Here is a 13,937-nt window from a genome sequence, read left to right on the forward strand (position 1 = left end):
CCGACCCCTTGGAGGTAGAAACCGTGCCCAGGCCGCTCATCGGCATCACGACCTACGTGGAGGAATCCACCCGCTACGCGGTGTGGGACGTCCCGACCTCCCTCGTGCCCACCGGGTACTACGAACTCGTCCAGGCGGCGGGCGGCGCGGCCGTGCTGCTCCCGCCGGACGAACCCGGTTCGGCGGCGGAGGTGCTGAGCCGGCTGGACGGCCTGGTCGTCGCGGGCGGCCCCGACGTGGACCCGGTCCGCTACGGGGCCGACCGGGACCCCCGTACGGGCGCTCCCGCGACCAAGCGGGACGAGTGGGAACTCGCCCTGATCGGGGCGGCCTTGGCGGCGGGCCTGCCGGTGCTGGGCATCTGCCGGGGCATGCAGGCGCTGAACGTGGCCCTGGGCGGCACGCTGATCCAGGACATCGACGGCCACGTGGCGGCCCCGGGCGTCATGTCCTGGCACCCGGTCCGCCCGGTCGGGGGCACCCGGTACGCGGCGCTGGTCCCGGAGGAGGCGGAGGTGCCGACCTACCACCACCAGGCCGTCGAGCGGCTCGGAGAGGGCCTGATCGCCTCGGCGCACGCGGTCGACGGAACGGTGGAGGCCATCGAACTCCCCGACCCGGGGCACTGGGTCCTCGGCGTCCAGTGGCACCCGGAGCGCGACAAGGACACCCGCGTCATGGCGGCCTTGGTCGAGGCCGCCGCGTTGGCCCCGGCCATGCGGGTCTGACGGCGCCGACGTGCGGGCCGACCTCCGGGTCGGAAGACTGGAGGCATGAGGGACAAAGCCGTGCTGGAGGGCGGACCGGCCGACCTGCCCGACCGGGTGGTCGACGCCCCGTCCTCCGGCGAGGACCTGAAGATCCCGTTCCGCGGCGGGTACGAGCACTACCGGCCCACGGCGCGGGTCCAGGACGGCCCGCTGGGCTCGCGGCGCGTGTTCGAGTGGTGGGAACGGACCGAGATCGCCGGATGACGGGGTGCTGCCATGACACACACCGCGGAGTGGAAGGTCGGGGTCTGGCTGACCGAGGAGGGCGGCACCACCCGGGCGCGGGCCGTGCTGGACACGGGAGCGGGGCAGCTGGTCGGGCGCGGCCTGGCCCGCTGCAACCCCGAGGACGTGGAGGTCGCCGCGATCGGTGACGAGCTCGCGGCGAGCCGGGCCATGCGCGACCTGGCCGGCCAGCTCTCCCGCACCGCCGACCGGAACCTGGTCGCGCTCGGCGAGCCCCCGCGGATGCCGCGCACGGGCTACGGCTGGCACGAGGGCACCGATGACCCGACCCGGCGCGGGCGCTGAGCCCCGGTCCGCAGCTCGAACCACACCACCTTCCCGATGCCGCAGACGCGCGGGTGCGCGCCCCAGTCCGCGGCCAGCGCCGCCACGATGGCCAGCCCCCGCCCGGCCTCGTCGTCGGGCGCGGCCTCGCGCGGCACCGGCAGCTCCCGGCTCGCGTCGAGCACCTCCACCCGCAGCCGGCCGTCCTCCCACTCGGCCCGCATCCAGACCTGGCGGCCGGCGGGTACCCGGGCGTGCCGACAGGCGTTGGTCATCAGCTCGCTGAGCAGGAGCAGCGCCGTCTCCACGAGGTCGTCGGGCAGTTTCCACTCCCGGGCCTGCACGGCGAACAGCGCCCGCGCGAGGCGGACGCTGCGCGGGCTGCGGACGAAGTGGCACTCCATGGTCTGGTCTTCCATGACCCGCACCCTCCCGCCGGGCCCCTCCGGAGGGCGAGCAACTGTCCAGTGGGCAGGCCCGCTTGTACCCGTCCGGTACCGGCCGGGAACGCACTCGTAGGAGTGATCCGCGGTGTGCCGGGCCCGCCGGGGGGTATGGGCCGGGCGGACAGCGGTACGGGGAGGGGCGCGCGATGAGCGAGGCGTGGCGGTACGGCGGCAACCAGATCAAGCTCTGGCGCACGGAGGCCGGCAAGAGCCGCGAGGAGCTGGGCGAAGAGGCCGGCTACGCCCCCGAGTACGTGAAGTCGATGGAGCAGGGCCGCCGCCGCCCGACCCTGCACCTGTTGCGGGTCGCGGACGCGATGTTCGGAGCCGGCGGAAAGCTGACCGCTGCCGCGGAGTACATGAAGCCGGAGCCGTTCCCGAAGCGGTCCGAGGAGTTCATGGCCGCGGAGGCCGAGTGCCTGGCGTTCAGTTCGTACCAACCGCTGCTCATCCCCGGACTGCTCCAGACCGAGGAGTACATGCGCGCCCTGATGGGTGAACTCATCCCCCCGGTCGAGGACGACGTACTCGAGGAACGAGTGCTTCGCCGGTTGCAACGCCAGGCGATGATGGTTCAACGCATCAAGACCATCTACAGCTTCATCAGCAATGAGGCCGCCCTGCGCGCCTCCGTGGGTGGCCCGGATGTGATGCGTCGCCAGCTGCTTTACATGCTGGATGTGTCACAGCGGCGCAATATCGGAGTTCAGGTGCTGCCCACCGGCCGGTCCTGCGGCGTGGCCCTCAACGGGCCTCTCGTTCTGCTGGAGACCCCGGAGCACCAGCGCTGGGCATGGGTGGAAGGCCAGGAAACCAGCGCGATGCACACCGGCCCGGAGAAGGTCAGCATCCTGACCCAGGCCCATGGCATGATCCGCATGAACGCGCTCGGCACTGCGGAATCAGCCGAGTTCATCAAGAAGCTCGCGGAGGAGCTATGAGCAGCCGCCTGACGTGGATCAAGTCCAGCTACAGCGATGCTCAGGGCAGCGACTGCATCGAAATCGCCCTCGACTCCTACGGAAGCAGCACTGCCATCCACGTCCGGGACTCCAAGCTCGGGGAGGACGGGCCGACGTTCGCCGTGCCCGCCGGGGCCTGGGCGGCGTTCCTGGCTCAGGTCGGCTGACGGCGGCCTACGGACGCCGCCGGGTCAGCGACAGCAGGTCCCGCGCCGGGCCCGCCGGGCGGGCGCCCGACGGCCAGACCGCGCGCAGGGCCCGGCCCAGCGCGGCGCCCGGCACCGGGACCTCGACCAGGCGGCGGGCCGCCAGCTCGTCGACCAGCGCCAGCTCGGAAAGGACGCACGGCCCCGCACCGCTCAGCGCGGCCGCCTTCACCGCCGTGGTCGAGGCCAGTTCCAGCAGGGGGGCCGCCAGACCGCCGGACGGGGCGAGCGCGGCGTCCAGGACCTGGCGGGTGCCCGAGCCCCGCTCCCGCAGGATCAGCGGGGCCGCGGCCAGTTCCGCCGCCTCGACCCCCTTCGAACGCCGGGCCCACGGGTGCGTCGGGGCCACCGCCACCACCAGGCGGTCCTGGGCGATGACGGCCGAGTCCAGCCCTTCCGGGACCCGCAGCCCCTCCACGAAGCCGAGGTCGGCCTCGTGCGCGAGGACCCGCTGGGCCACGTCCGCCGAGTTCCCCGCGTGGAGGGAGACCGCCGTGTCCGGGCGCTCCCCGCGCAGGGCGATCAGCCAGCCGGGCAGCAGGTACTCCGCGATGGTCATGCTGGCCGCCACCCGCAGCCGCGAGTCGCGCCGTCCGCGTAGCGCCTGCGCGCCCGCGTCGAAGGCCTCGGCCGCCTCCACCACCCGGCGGGCCCAGTCCGTGACGAGCGCCCCCTCGGCCGTCAGGGTCGAGCCCCGCGGGGAGCGGTCGACGAGGGCCACCCCGAGCCGGGTCTCCATCGCCCGGATCCGGCTGCTCGCCGCCGGCTGGGTGATGCCCAGGTGGCGTGCGGCGCCGCTCAGGCTCCCCACCCGGGCCACCGCGAGCAGCAGCTCCAGCGCGCCCAGGTCCGGTACGCGGTGCGCCAGCGGGACCGTCTCCTCATCAGCCATAACATCAGTTTATGACCTCATAGGGAGATGCCCTCTGCCACCCCCTTCCACCTGGGACGACGCTGTATCCATGGCCACCACCACCGTGCGACCCAGCACCGTCACCCCCCTCGCGCCCCGGGCCCACAAGGCCTTCGGGGCGCTCCGCCACCTCGGCCCCAACTGGTACGCGTCCGTCATGGGCACGGCGATCGTCGCCAACGCCGGCGCGACCCTCCCGTACCAGGTGCCCGGCCAGCGCGTGGCCTGCCAGATCGTCTGGGCCCTCTCCGCGGCGGCTCTCGCCCTGCTGCTCACCGCCCGCGCCGGCCACTGGCTCCACCACCGCGACCAGGCCCGCGCCCACCTCCTCGACCCCGCCGTGGCCCCCTTCTACGGGTGCCTCGCGATGGCCCTGCTGGCCGTCGGCGGCGGCACCCTGATCGTCGGCAAGGACGTCATCGGCGTGCCCGCCGCCGTCGCCGTCGACGCCGTGCTCTTCACCGCCGGAACCGCGATCGGCCTGCTCATGGCCGTGGTGGTGCCGTACCTGATGGTGGTCCGGCACAAGGTCGAGGCCGCCCAGGCCACCCCCGTGTGGCTGCTGCCGCTGGTCGCCCCCATGGTCTCCGCCGCCCTGGGCCCCCTGCTGATACCCCACCTGCCCGCCGGCCAGCCCCGCGAGGCGCTGCTGCTGGCCTGCTACGCCATGTTCGGCATCAGCCTGCTGGCCACCCTGCTGATGCTGCCCCTGGTCTTCGGCCGGCTGATCGTGGGCGGCCCCCTGCCCCTGCTGCTGACCCCCACCCTGTTCCTGGTCCTCGGCCCCCTCGGCCAGTCCACCACCGCCGTCAACCAGCTCGCCGACGTGGCCCCCGAGGCGATCGGCGCCCCCTACGCCGGAGCGCTCGGCGCCTTCGCCGTGGTCTACGGAGTGCCCGTGATGGGCTTCGCCCTGCTGTGGCTGGCGCTCGCGGCCGCGATGCTGGTGCGGGCCGCCCGGGGCGGCATGGGCTTCGCGATGACCTGGTGGGCGCTGACCTTCCCCGTCGGCACCTGCGTCACCGGCGCCGCGGGCCTGGCCCGCCACACGGGCCTGACCGCGTTCGCCTGGCTCGCGACCGCCCTGTTCCTCGGCCTGCTGACCGCCTGGCTGCTGGCCGCGGCCCACACGCTGCGCGGCCTCTGCGCCGGCACGCTGCTGCCCCGCTGACGGAACGCCGTCAGCGGGCGGCCCGCAGCGCCGCCGCCAGTACGGCCGGGGCCTCGGCCAGCGAGGGCCCGTACCAGGTGAGGTGGCGGCCGCTGACGAGGGCGGAGGGACGGTCCGGGAAGGCTTCCGGGCCGTCCTCGCGCGTGAAGCGGTACGGCTCGTCCGGGAGCACCACCAGATCGCAGTCGGCGCCGGCCAGCTCCTCCACCGGCACCCTCGGATACCGCTCGGCGTTCCCGGCGTAGATGTTGTCCACGCCCAGCCGGGCGAGCAGATCGCCCGCGAACGTGTCCCGGCCGAGCACCATCCAGGGGCGCCGCCACACCGGTACGAAGGCCCGCAGCGGGCCGGCCGGCTCCACCCGCGCCCAGGCCGCCTCGGCCTCGTCCAGCCACCGCGGCCGCGTCAGCCCCAGGGCCCCCACCAGCACCCTGGACAGCTCGGTCAGCGCCTGCGGCAGCTCCCGTACCTCGGTGACCAGCACCTCCACCCCGGCCGCGCGCAGGGCCGCCAGGTCCGGGGCCCGGTTCTCCTCCTCGTTGGCGATCACCAGGTCCGGGCGCAGCGCCGTGATCCGCTCCACGTCGGGGTTCTTGGTGCCCCCGATGCGCACCGCGCCCCGCACGTCGAGGTCCGCGGGGTGCGTGCACCAGTCGGTGACCCCCACGAGCAGCCCGGGGGCGCTGACCGCCACCGCCTCGGTCAGCGAGGGCACGAGTGAGACGACGCGCGTCCGGCCGCGGCTCACCGCCCGGGCGAGGGCGGCTCGGAGGTCGCGTGGATGTGGTCGCCGACCGCCACGACCAGGAGCCGGGTGTCCTCGGAGACGGCCCGCCAGCGGTGCCGTACACCGCCGGACAGGAACAGCGCGTCCCCGCTCTCCAGCCGGTACGCCCGCCCCTCGGCCTCCACCTGGCAGGCGCCCGAGACCACGTACATCAGCTCGTCGTTGCGGTGCTGGTACTCGCGGCCGGCGTCCTGGTCCCCGGTGAACTCCAGCGCGTGCAGCTGGTGGTGTCCGCGTACGAGGGGGCGCACGCCCGGCACCGGCGTGAGCCCGGAGTCGTCGCCGGCCCGTACGAGGTCGACCGTGCGCGCGGTGTCCGAGGCGGCCAGCAGCTCGACGGCCGTGGTCTCCAGCGCGTCCGCGACCCGTTCGAGGGACCGCATGCTGGGCCGGGCCCGTTCGTTCTCTATCTGGCTGAGGAAGGGCACCGACAGGCCGCTGCGCGCCGATACGGCGGCGAGGGTGAGGTGCAGTGCCCGGCGCCGCTTGCGCACGGCCACACCCACCCGGAGCGGTTCCTTGGCGTCCTTGTCCCGTTCCTTGTCGTCCGAGCCGTCCCTGTCGTCCATGGCGGGGCTGCCCTCCCCTTGTCTGGTCCGTCGGCGTACGTCGGCGTCCGTCTCACATCGGTGTGCTGTAAGCACCTTACGCAGCAACCGCCCCCGGTTTCGCGTGCAAGAGCCGACAAGGGTAAGCCCCGGGTGAAACTCCCGTGCCATTTTCGAGCGCACTCACGGCCACTTTCCGTGCCCCCGGGCGTAACCGTCGGCTGCGGGCACACCCTGGGGTTGCGGCATCATCGTCACCGTGACGACGACTCGACGCCTGATGCTGCTGGACACCGCCTCCCTCTACTACCGCGCGTACTTCGGCGTGCCGGACTCCGTGAAGGCCCCGGACGGCACCCCGGTCAACGCGGTGCGCGGGCTGCTCGACTTCATCGGGCGCCTCGTCCAGGACCACCGCCCCGACGACCTGGTCGCCTGCATGGACGCCGACTGGCGGCCGCACTGGCGGGTGGAGCTGATCCCCTCGTACAAGGCGCACCGGGTCGCCGAGGAGACCGAGAGCGGTCCGGACGTGGAGGAGACCCCCGACACCCTGTCCCCGCAGGTGCCGATCATCGAGGCGGCACTGGACGCGTTCGGGATCGCCCGGGTGGGCGTCGCCGGGTACGAGGCCGACGACGTGATCGGCACGCTCACGGCGCGGGCCACGGGCCCGGTGGACATCGTCACCGGCGACCGGGACCTGTACCAGCTGGTGGACGACGCCCGGCAGCGGCGCGTGCTGTACCCGCTGAAGGGGGTCGGCACGCTCCAGGTGACGGACGAGACGTGGCTGCGCGAGAAGTACGGGGTGGACGGCGCGGGGTACGCGGACCTGGCGCTGCTGCGCGGGGACCCGAGCGACGGGCTGCCGGGGGTCCCGGGGGTCGGCGAGAAGACGGCGGCGAAGCTGCTGGACGCCTACGGCTCGCTGGCCGGGATCATCGCGGCGATCGACGACCCGAAGTCGAAGCTGACGCCCACGCAGCGCAAGCGGCTGGACGAATCCCGGCCGTATCTGGCGGTGGCCCCGAAGGTGGTCAAGGTGGCCTCCGACGTCCCCCTTCCGGAGTTCGACCCGGCCCTGCCCGCGGTGCCCGCGCAGCCGGAACTCGTCGACGCGCTGGCGCGCCGGTGGGGTCTGGGCGGAGCCGTGTCGCGCCTGGGCAGCGCGCTGCGCCCATGAGGTGCTAACTTAGGTAATCCTAAGTTTCAGGGGAGCAAGGGGAGACGCCGTGGCAGAAGGACGCGCCCGCAAGATCGGCACCGCAGTCGTCGTGCGCACAGAGCGGCTGACGCCGCACATGGTGCGCGTGGTGCTGGGCGGCGCCGGACTGGTCCGGTTCAGTGCGGGCGAGTTCACGGACCATTACGTCAAGCTGCTGTTCGCCCCCGAAGGCGTCACCTACCCCTCGCCGTGGGACCTGGACCGGATCCGCGCCGAGTACGCGCGGGACGCCTGGCCGCGCCAGCGGGCGTACACGATCCGCTCGTGGGACCCGGCGCACCTGGAGCTGACGCTCGACTTCGTCGTCCACGGCGACGAGGGGCTGGCCGGGCCCTGGGCGGCCCGCGTCCAGCCGGGTGAACTCGTCCGCTTCCTCGGCCCGGGCGGCGCGTACGCGCCGGACCCGGCGGCCGACTGGCACCTGCTGGTGGGCGACGAGAGCGCCCTGCCGGCCATCGCGGCGGCGATGGAGCGGATGCCGGCGGGCGCGCGGGTGCACGCGTTCGTCGAGGTCGAGGGGGCGCAGGACGAGCAGAAGATCGCCACCCCCGACGGCATCGTCCCGGTCTGGCTGCACCGCGGCTCCGGCCCGGTCGGCCAGAGCCTCGTCGAGGCGGTCAGGGCCCTGGAGTTCCCCTCCCGAGACGTCCACGCCTTCGTCCACGGCGAAGCCGGCTTCGTGAAGGACCTCCGCAGCCACCTGCGCCTGGAGCGCGGCGTCCCCAGGGAGCGCCTGTCCATCTCCGGCTACTGGCGCCAGGGCGAGACGGACGAGGGCTGGCGGGCGATCAAGCGCGACTGGAACGCCCGGGTCCTGGCCGAGCAGGAGTCCGCGGCCTGACGTCCGCCGCCGGCCGGCCCGGCGCCGCTCCGGCCGGAGGGCGGCCCTGACGGGCGGCCTGACGCCCTCCCCCGCCCCGAACGGCGGAGTCACCCGTTCGGCGGGAGAATGTCCGCATGCGTACGCTCCGCATGATCGGCGCAGCCGGAGCCGCCACCGCCCTCGCGGTGACGGCAGCGGCCGGCGCCGCCGCCGCGCCCAGCCCGCCGCCCGCGCCGAAGCCACAGATCACCGACGCGGAAGTGGACGCCGCGCTGAAGCGCCTGCCCGGCTTCGTCACCGACGCCATGCGCAGCACCGGGGTCCCCGGTGCCGCCGTGGCCGTGGTCCACGACGACAAGGTCGTCTACCTCAAGGGCTTCGGCGTCCGGCGCACCGACGCGCCCGGCGCCATCGGCCCCGACACCGTCTTCCAGATCGCCTCCCTCTCCAAGCCGGTCTCCTCCACGGTGGTGGCCGGGGCCCTCAAGGACCCCGCCGACTGGAACGACCGCACCGAACTCCCCGGCTTCGCGCTGAAGGACCCCTGGGTCACCGACCACGTCACCACCGCCGACCTCTTCTCCCACCGCAGCGGCCTCCCCGACCACGCCGGGGACCTCCTCGAAGACCTCGGCTACGACCAGGCGTACATCCTCGACCACCTCCGCCTGGAGCCCCTCTCCCCCTTCCGCGCGAGCTACAACTACACCAACTTCGGCCTCACGGCGGCCGCCGAGGCCGTCGCCCGGAAGAAGGGCACCACCTGGGAGAAGCTCAACCAGGACGTCCTGTTCAAGCCCGCCGGGATGACGCACACCAGCACCGAGTTCTCGGCCTTCGCGAACGCCCCCGACCACGCGGCCACCCACGTCAAGAACCCGGACGGGACCTGGTCCCCGCGCTACGTGCGCGACCCCGACGCCCAGGCACCGGCCGGCGGCGTGAGCTCCACCGCCACCGACATGGCCCGCTGGCTGCGCCTCCAGCTCGCCGGCGGCACCCTCGACGGGAAGCGGATCATCCCCGCCGACACCCTCGCCGCCACGCACCTGCCGCACATCCTGTCGCAGCCCCCGACCCCGCCCCTGGACCACACCGGGTTCTACGGGCTCGGCTGGAACGTCTCGTACGACGACGCCGGACGGCTTCGCCTGAGCCACTCCGGCGCCTTCGAACTCGGCGCCAACACCAACGTCACGATGCTCCCGCTGGAGAAGCTCGGCATCGTCGTCCTCACCAACGGCGCCCCGGTCGGCGTCGCCGACGCCATCGCGATGGACTTCTTCGACACCGCCGAGCACGGCGGGCCGACCACCGACTGGCTCCCCCTCTTCGCCGAGCTCTACGCCCAGCAGCTCGGCCCCGGCCCCTCCGCCACCGACTACGCGCACCCGCCCGCGGGAGCGAAGCCGGCCCGCGCCGACAGCGCCTACACCGGCACCTACGTGAGCCCCTACTACGGGAAGCTGACCGTGACGGCGAACCCGGGCGGCGGCCTCACCCTCGGCCTCGGGCCCAAGCCGATGCGCTTCCCCCTCACCCACTACGACGGGGACACCTTCAGCTACGTGACCGCCGGCGAGAACGCCGTCGGCCGCACCGGGGTGGTCTTCAAGGACGGCACGGTCCGCATCGAGTACCTGGACGCCAACCACCTGGGCACCTTCACCAAGCAGTAGGCACCGGCACATAGCCTGGACCCGATGAGACGCAGAACCCAGGCACCCCCCTCGCCCCTGCCCCAGGTCGACGGCATCGACCCGGTCCGGCTGCGGCTGCCCGCCGACCCCGACGGGCGCTGGCCCGACCTCGGCGGCTACCTCGCCGCCCGCTACGCCGGCACCCGCGGCGCCGAGTCCATCGCGCACCTGCTCGGCGCCGGGCGGGTGTTCGGCCCCGGCGGCCGGGTCCTGAGTCCGCAGGACCCGTACGAGCCGGGCGCCTACCTGTGGTTCCACCGGGACATGGAGCCGGAGCCCGTGGTGCCCTTCCCGATCCGCGTCGTCCACCGCGACGCGCACCTGCTGGTCGTGGACAAGCCGCACTTCCTGGCGACCACCCCGCGCGGCAGCCACATCACGCAGACCGCCCTGGCCCGGCTGCGCGCCGAGCTCGACCTGCCCGAGCTCAGTCCGGCGCACCGGCTGGACCGGCTGACGGCCGGACTGGTGATGTTCAGCATCCGCCCCGAGGACCGCGGCGCGTACCAGCTGTTGTTCCAGGAGCGGCGCGTGCTCAAGCGGTACGAGGCCCTGGCCCGCCACGATCCGGCGGTCGAACTCCCGCGCACCGTCCGCAGCCACATCGAGAAGACCCGCGGGGTGATGGCCGCGGCCGAGGTCCCCGGCGCGGAGCCGAACGCGGAGAGCCTGGTCGAACTCCTGGACACCAAAGGGGAGCTGGGCCGCTACCGGCTGACCCCGCACACCGGCCGCACCCACCAGCTGCGGGTGCACATGAACGGCCTCGGGCTGCCCATCCTGGGCGACCCGCTCTACCCGCGGGTCACCGATCCGGCCCCGGACGACTACCGCAGGCCGCTCCAGCTCCTGGCCCGTACGGTGTCGTTCACCGACCCGGTCACCGGGGTCCGGCGCCGCTTCGAGAGCGGCCTGAGCCTCGGGGCCTGGGAGGACCTCGCCGGATGGCGGGGTCCCGGGGGCCCCGAGGACTTCTAGACCGTCAGCCGTCAGCCGACCGAGCTGTAGGCCACCACGCCGCGCAGCAGCGCGTCCACGGCCTTGCGGGCGTTGCGGGCCACCGTGCTCCCGCTGTCGCCGGACGCCGAGGGGGCCGCGGCCGCGACCTGCCCCAGCACGTCGATGACCTGCTTGCACCAGCGCACGAAGTCGCCGGCCGGCATCTCCGCCTCCCGCAGCACCTCGTCCAGGCTCTTGTCGGAGGCCCACTGGTACGCCGCCCAGGCGAAGCCCAGGTCCGGCTCGCGCTGGCCCACGCCCTCCGCCTGGTTGATGCGGTGCTCCTCCTCCAGCGCGTCGAGCCGGCCCCAGATGCGGACCATCTCGCCCAGCGCCGCCTTCGCCGCACCACCCGGCACCTTCGGCGCCACCGCGTCGTCGGACTGCCGCGCCTCGAACACCAACGCCGAGACGCAGGCGGCCAGTTCCGCCGGGGACAGGCCCTCCCAGACGCGCTCGCGCAGGCACTCCGACGCCAGCAGGTCGAGCTCCCCGTACAGCCGGGCGAGCCGCTTGCCGTGCACGGTCACCTCGTCCTCGCGCAGGTAGTCCAGCTCGGTGAGCAGCGCGTGGATCCGGTCGAAGGTGCGGGCGATCGTGTTCGTACGGCCCTCGATGCGCCGCTCCAGCTGCTGGGTGTCGCGCCTGAGGCGGTGGTAGCGCTCCGCCCAGCGGGCGTGGTCCTCGCGCTCGTCGCACCCGTGGCAGGGGTGCGCCCGCAGCTCGGCGCGCAGCCGCGCGATCTCGCGGTCGTCGGCGGCCGCCGCCCGGCCGCGCCCGCGCCGCTCCGGCGCGATGTGCCCCGCCTTGGCCCGCAGTTGGGACGCCAGGTCCCGGCGGGACTGCGGGGAGCGCGCGTTGAAGGTCTTGGGGATCCGCATCCGCTCGATCGCCTCGACCGGGACCGGGAAGTCGATCGCGGCGAGCCGCTTCACCTGCCGCTCCGCGGTCAGCACCAGCGGCCGCGGCCCCTCGGCGTACTCGTACCCCCGGTGCCCGTTGACCCGGCCGGCCGGCACGCCCGGGTCCAGGACCAGCGCGAGCCCGGCGAACTTGCCGGTCGGCACGTGGATGATGTCGCCCGGCTTGAGCTTCTCCAGCGAACCGGCCGCCTGCACCCGGCGCTGGGCAGCGCCCTGCTTGGCCAGGTCCGTCTCGCGGTCCTTGAGGTCGCGGCGCAGCTGCGCGTACTCCTCGAAGTTCCCGAGGTGGCAGGTCATGCCCTCCCGGTAGCCCTCGAGGCCCTCCTCGTTACGCTGCACCTGCCGGGAGATCCCGACGACCGAGCGGTCGGCCTGGAACTGCGCGAACGAGGTCTCCAGCAGCTCGCGCGAGCGGTGCCGCCCGAACTGGCTGACCAGGTTCACGGCCATGTTGTAGGAGGGCTTGAAGCTGGAGCGCAGCGGATACGTACGGGTGCCCGCGAGCCCGGCGAGCCCCGCCGGGTCCATGCCCCGCTGCCACAGCACCACGGCGTGGCCCTCGACGTCGATGCCGCGCCGTCCGGCCCGGCCGGTGAGCTGCGTGTACTCGCCGGGGGTGATGTCGGCGTGCTGCTCGCCGTTCCACTTGACCAGCTTCTCCAGGATCACCGTGCGTGCGGGCATGTTGATGCCCAGCGCCAGGGTCTCGGTGGCGAAGACGGCCTTGACGAGACCGCGGACGAACAGCTCCTCCACGACCTCCTTGAAGGTGGGCAGCATGCCGGCGTGGTGCGCGGCGATGCCCCGCTCCAGGCCTTCGAGCCACTCGTAGTACCCGAGGACGTGCAGGTCCTCGGTGGGGATGGAGGCGGTGCGCTCCTCGACGATCTCGCGGACCCTCAGGCGGGCCGTGTCGTCATTGAGCCGCAGGCCCGCGAACAGGCACTGCTGGACGGCGGCCTCGCAGCCGGCCCGGCTGAAGATGAAGTTGATGGCGGGCAGCAGTCCGTCGCCGTCGAGGCGGGCGATGACCTCGGGCCGGCTCGGGGTCCAGATCCGGCCGCGGGAGCGCCGCTCGCGCTCGCGGTCGGCCTCGCGGACCATCTTGCCGCGCCGCCGGTCCTTCGGACTGTACGTACGGGTGTTCTCCTCGCGCGCCATGCGCAGCAGGTCGGGGTTGACCTCGCGGCGCGCGGAGCCGCGGCCGCCGTGGTCGGACTCCTCCTCGAAGAGGTCGTAGATCTTGCGGCCGGCCATGACGTGCTGCCACAGCGGGACGGGCCGCTCCTCGGAGACGATCACCTCGGTGTCGCCGCGGACGGTGTCCAGCCAGTCGCCGAACTCCTCCGCGTTGGACACGGTGGCCGACAGGGAAACCAGCGTGACCGACTCGGGGAGGTGGATGATCACTTCCTCCCAGACGGCTCCGCGGAACCGGTCGGAGAGGTAGTGCACCTCGTCCATCACGACGTAGCCGAGGCCGCGCAGCGACTGCGAGCCCGCATACAGCATGTTGCGGAGCACCTCGGTGGTCATCACGACCACGGGCGCCTCGGAGTTGACGCTGTTGTCGCCGGTCAGCAGGCCCACCTTGTCGGCGCCGTAGCGCTTGACGAGGTCGGCGTACTTCTGGTTCGACAGCGCCTTGATGGGCGTCGTGTAGAAGCACTTGCGGCCCTGGCCGAGGGCGAGGTGCACGGCGAACTCGCCGACGATCGTCTTGCCCGAGCCGGTCGGGGCGGCGACGAGGACGCCCCTGCCGGCCTCCAGTGCCTTGCAGGCGTCGACCTGGTAGGCGTCCAGGTCGAATTCGTACATCTCGCGGAAGGGGGCCAGGGCGGAGGCCTCTTCGGCGGCGCGGATCCGGGCAGCGGCGTACCGCTCCGCCGGTGAGAGTTCTTCGGTCATCTTGTCTTCGAGCCTACCCGCCGCCCCTGACAACAGTCGCGAT

General features: G+C 73.3%; 15 protein-coding genes. 10 read left to right on the plus strand and 5 right to left on the minus strand.

The genetic code is table 11. The features are described from left to right. Nucleotides 1-23 precede the first annotated feature (23 nt). The 3 genes from ACFY1T_RS12995 to ACFY1T_RS13005 are packed head-to-tail and all read left to right on the plus strand — an operon-like array spanning nt 24 to nt 1,301. Nucleotides 24-728: a gamma-glutamyl-gamma-aminobutyrate hydrolase family protein gene (locus ACFY1T_RS12995; protein WP_390788182.1), complete on the plus strand. Its 705-nt coding sequence runs from the start codon at nt 24-26 to the stop codon at nt 726-728. Between the two features lie 45 nt (nt 729-773). After that, the gene (locus ACFY1T_RS13000) at nt 774-974 is read left to right on the plus strand and encodes a DUF5988 family protein (RefSeq protein ID WP_386166241.1); all 201 of its coding nucleotides are present in this window, start codon (nt 774-776) and stop codon (nt 972-974) included. Nucleotides 975-986: 12 nt separating this feature from the next. Continuing rightward, complete coding sequence (locus ACFY1T_RS13005; protein WP_390788183.1) at nt 987-1,301, plus strand: dsRBD fold-containing protein; 315 nt, start codon at nt 987-989, stop codon at nt 1,299-1,301. Here ACFY1T_RS13005 and ACFY1T_RS13010 read toward each other — a convergent pair. Next, nucleotides 1,253-1,699, minus strand: a complete 447-nt coding sequence (locus ACFY1T_RS13010; protein WP_390788184.1) for an ATP-binding protein — start codon at nt 1,697-1,699, stop codon at nt 1,253-1,255. The two genes, ACFY1T_RS13005 and ACFY1T_RS13010, sit on opposite strands and share 49 nt — an antisense overlap. Before the next feature lie 173 nt (nt 1,700-1,872). Here ACFY1T_RS13010 and ACFY1T_RS13015 point away from each other — a divergent pair, with 173 nt between their 5' ends. Both ACFY1T_RS13015 and ACFY1T_RS13020 read left to right on the plus strand, forming a co-directional pair. Then, nucleotides 1,873-2,667: a helix-turn-helix domain-containing protein gene (locus ACFY1T_RS13015; protein WP_390788185.1), complete on the plus strand. Its 795-nt coding sequence runs from the start codon at nt 1,873-1,875 to the stop codon at nt 2,665-2,667. Continuing rightward, the gene (locus tag ACFY1T_RS13020; protein ID WP_390788186.1) at nt 2,664-2,855 is read left to right on the plus strand and encodes a DUF397 domain-containing protein; all 192 of its coding nucleotides are present in this window, start codon (nt 2,664-2,666) and stop codon (nt 2,853-2,855) included. The genes ACFY1T_RS13015 and ACFY1T_RS13020 overlap by 4 nt, the downstream gene beginning before the upstream one ends. A gap of 7 nt (nt 2,856-2,862) precedes the next feature. Here the strand turns inward: ACFY1T_RS13020 and ACFY1T_RS13025 are convergent, their stop codons facing one another. Beyond that, nucleotides 2,863-3,786 (minus strand): LysR family transcriptional regulator, encoded by a 924-nt coding sequence (locus tag ACFY1T_RS13025; protein WP_390788187.1) that lies wholly within the window; start codon nt 3,784-3,786, stop codon nt 2,863-2,865. Nucleotides 3,787-3,856: 70 nt separating this feature from the next. Here ACFY1T_RS13025 and ACFY1T_RS13030 point away from each other — a divergent pair, with 70 nt between their 5' ends. Further along, nucleotides 3,857-4,978, plus strand: a complete 1,122-nt coding sequence (locus ACFY1T_RS13030; protein WP_390788188.1) for a TDT family transporter — start codon at nt 3,857-3,859, stop codon at nt 4,976-4,978. Nucleotides 4,979-4,988: 10 nt separating this feature from the next. Here the strand turns inward: ACFY1T_RS13030 and ACFY1T_RS13035 are convergent, their stop codons facing one another. Then, nucleotides 4,989-5,693: a helical backbone metal receptor gene (locus tag ACFY1T_RS13035; RefSeq protein ID WP_390788189.1), complete on the minus strand. Its 705-nt coding sequence runs from the start codon at nt 5,691-5,693 to the stop codon at nt 4,989-4,991. 29 nt (nt 5,694-5,722) lie between these two features. Beyond that, nucleotides 5,723-6,334 (minus strand): helix-turn-helix domain-containing protein, encoded by a 612-nt coding sequence (locus ACFY1T_RS13040; protein ID WP_051805130.1) that lies wholly within the window; start codon nt 6,332-6,334, stop codon nt 5,723-5,725. Between the two features lie 259 nt (nt 6,335-6,593). On the opposite strand from ACFY1T_RS13040, the gene ACFY1T_RS13045 reads away from it, so the two are divergent. The 4 genes from ACFY1T_RS13045 (at nt 6,594) to ACFY1T_RS13060 (ending at nt 11,042) form a co-directional block, all read left to right on the plus strand. Further along, on the plus strand, nt 6,594-7,499 hold the full coding sequence (locus ACFY1T_RS13045; RefSeq protein ID WP_390788298.1) for a 5'-3' exonuclease H3TH domain-containing protein: 906 nt from the start codon (nt 6,594-6,596) through the stop codon (nt 7,497-7,499). Nucleotides 7,500-7,548: 49 nt separating this feature from the next. Next, complete coding sequence (locus ACFY1T_RS13050; protein ID WP_390788190.1) at nt 7,549-8,382, plus strand: siderophore-interacting protein; 834 nt, start codon at nt 7,549-7,551, stop codon at nt 8,380-8,382. Nucleotides 8,383-8,498: 116 nt separating this feature from the next. Further along, nucleotides 8,499-10,043 carry a serine hydrolase gene (locus tag ACFY1T_RS13055; RefSeq protein ID WP_390788191.1) on the plus strand — a complete coding sequence of 515 codons (1,545 nt, stop codon included), beginning with the start codon at nt 8,499-8,501 and terminating at the stop codon, nt 10,041-10,043. Nucleotides 10,044-10,067: 24 nt separating this feature from the next. Beyond that, nucleotides 10,068-11,042 carry a pseudouridine synthase gene (locus ACFY1T_RS13060; RefSeq protein WP_390788192.1) on the plus strand — a complete coding sequence of 325 codons (975 nt, stop codon included), beginning with the start codon at nt 10,068-10,070 and terminating at the stop codon, nt 11,040-11,042. Between the two features lie 11 nt (nt 11,043-11,053). Here the strand turns inward: ACFY1T_RS13060 and ACFY1T_RS13065 are convergent, their stop codons facing one another. Next, on the minus strand, nt 11,054-13,894 hold the full coding sequence (locus ACFY1T_RS13065) for a DEAD/DEAH box helicase (RefSeq protein ID WP_390788193.1): 2,841 nt from the start codon (nt 13,892-13,894) through the stop codon (nt 11,054-11,056). Nucleotides 13,895-13,937 lie beyond the last annotated feature (43 nt).

This window comes from Streptomyces sp. NPDC001194 (assembly GCF_042896985.1).
Lineage (GTDB): Bacteria > Actinomycetota > Actinomycetes > Streptomycetales > Streptomycetaceae > Streptomyces.

Excerpts from the sequence above, each read along its gene's own strand:
- ACFY1T_RS13000 (WP_386166241.1), top strand. The coding sequence starts at position 774 with ATGAGGGACAAAGCCGTGCTGGAGGGCGGACCGGCCGACCTGCCCGAC.
- ACFY1T_RS13005 (WP_390788183.1), top strand. The coding sequence starts at position 987 with ATGACACACACCGCGGAGTGGAAGGTCGGGGTCTGGCTGACCGAGGAG.
- ACFY1T_RS13010 (WP_390788184.1), bottom strand. The coding sequence starts at position 1,699 with ATGGAAGACCAGACCATGGAGTGCCACTTCGTCCGCAGCCCGCGCAGC.
- ACFY1T_RS13015 (WP_390788185.1), top strand. The coding sequence starts at position 1,873 with ATGAGCGAGGCGTGGCGGTACGGCGGCAACCAGATCAAGCTCTGGCGC.
- ACFY1T_RS13020 (WP_390788186.1), top strand. The coding sequence starts at position 2,664 with ATGAGCAGCCGCCTGACGTGGATCAAGTCCAGCTACAGCGATGCTCAG.
- ACFY1T_RS13025 (WP_390788187.1), bottom strand. The coding sequence starts at position 3,786 with ATGGCTGATGAGGAGACGGTCCCGCTGGCGCACCGCGTACCGGACCTG.
- ACFY1T_RS13030 (WP_390788188.1), top strand. The coding sequence starts at position 3,857 with ATGGCCACCACCACCGTGCGACCCAGCACCGTCACCCCCCTCGCGCCC.
- ACFY1T_RS13040 (WP_051805130.1), bottom strand. The coding sequence starts at position 6,334 with ATGGACGACAGGGACGGCTCGGACGACAAGGAACGGGACAAGGACGCC.
- ACFY1T_RS13045 (WP_390788298.1), top strand. The coding sequence starts at position 6,594 with ATGCTGCTGGACACCGCCTCCCTCTACTACCGCGCGTACTTCGGCGTG.
- ACFY1T_RS13055 (WP_390788191.1), top strand. The coding sequence starts at position 8,499 with ATGCGTACGCTCCGCATGATCGGCGCAGCCGGAGCCGCCACCGCCCTC.
- ACFY1T_RS13060 (WP_390788192.1), top strand. The coding sequence starts at position 10,068 with ATGAGACGCAGAACCCAGGCACCCCCCTCGCCCCTGCCCCAGGTCGAC.
- ACFY1T_RS13065 (WP_390788193.1), bottom strand. The coding sequence starts at position 13,894 with ATGACCGAAGAACTCTCACCGGCGGAGCGGTACGCCGCTGCCCGGATC.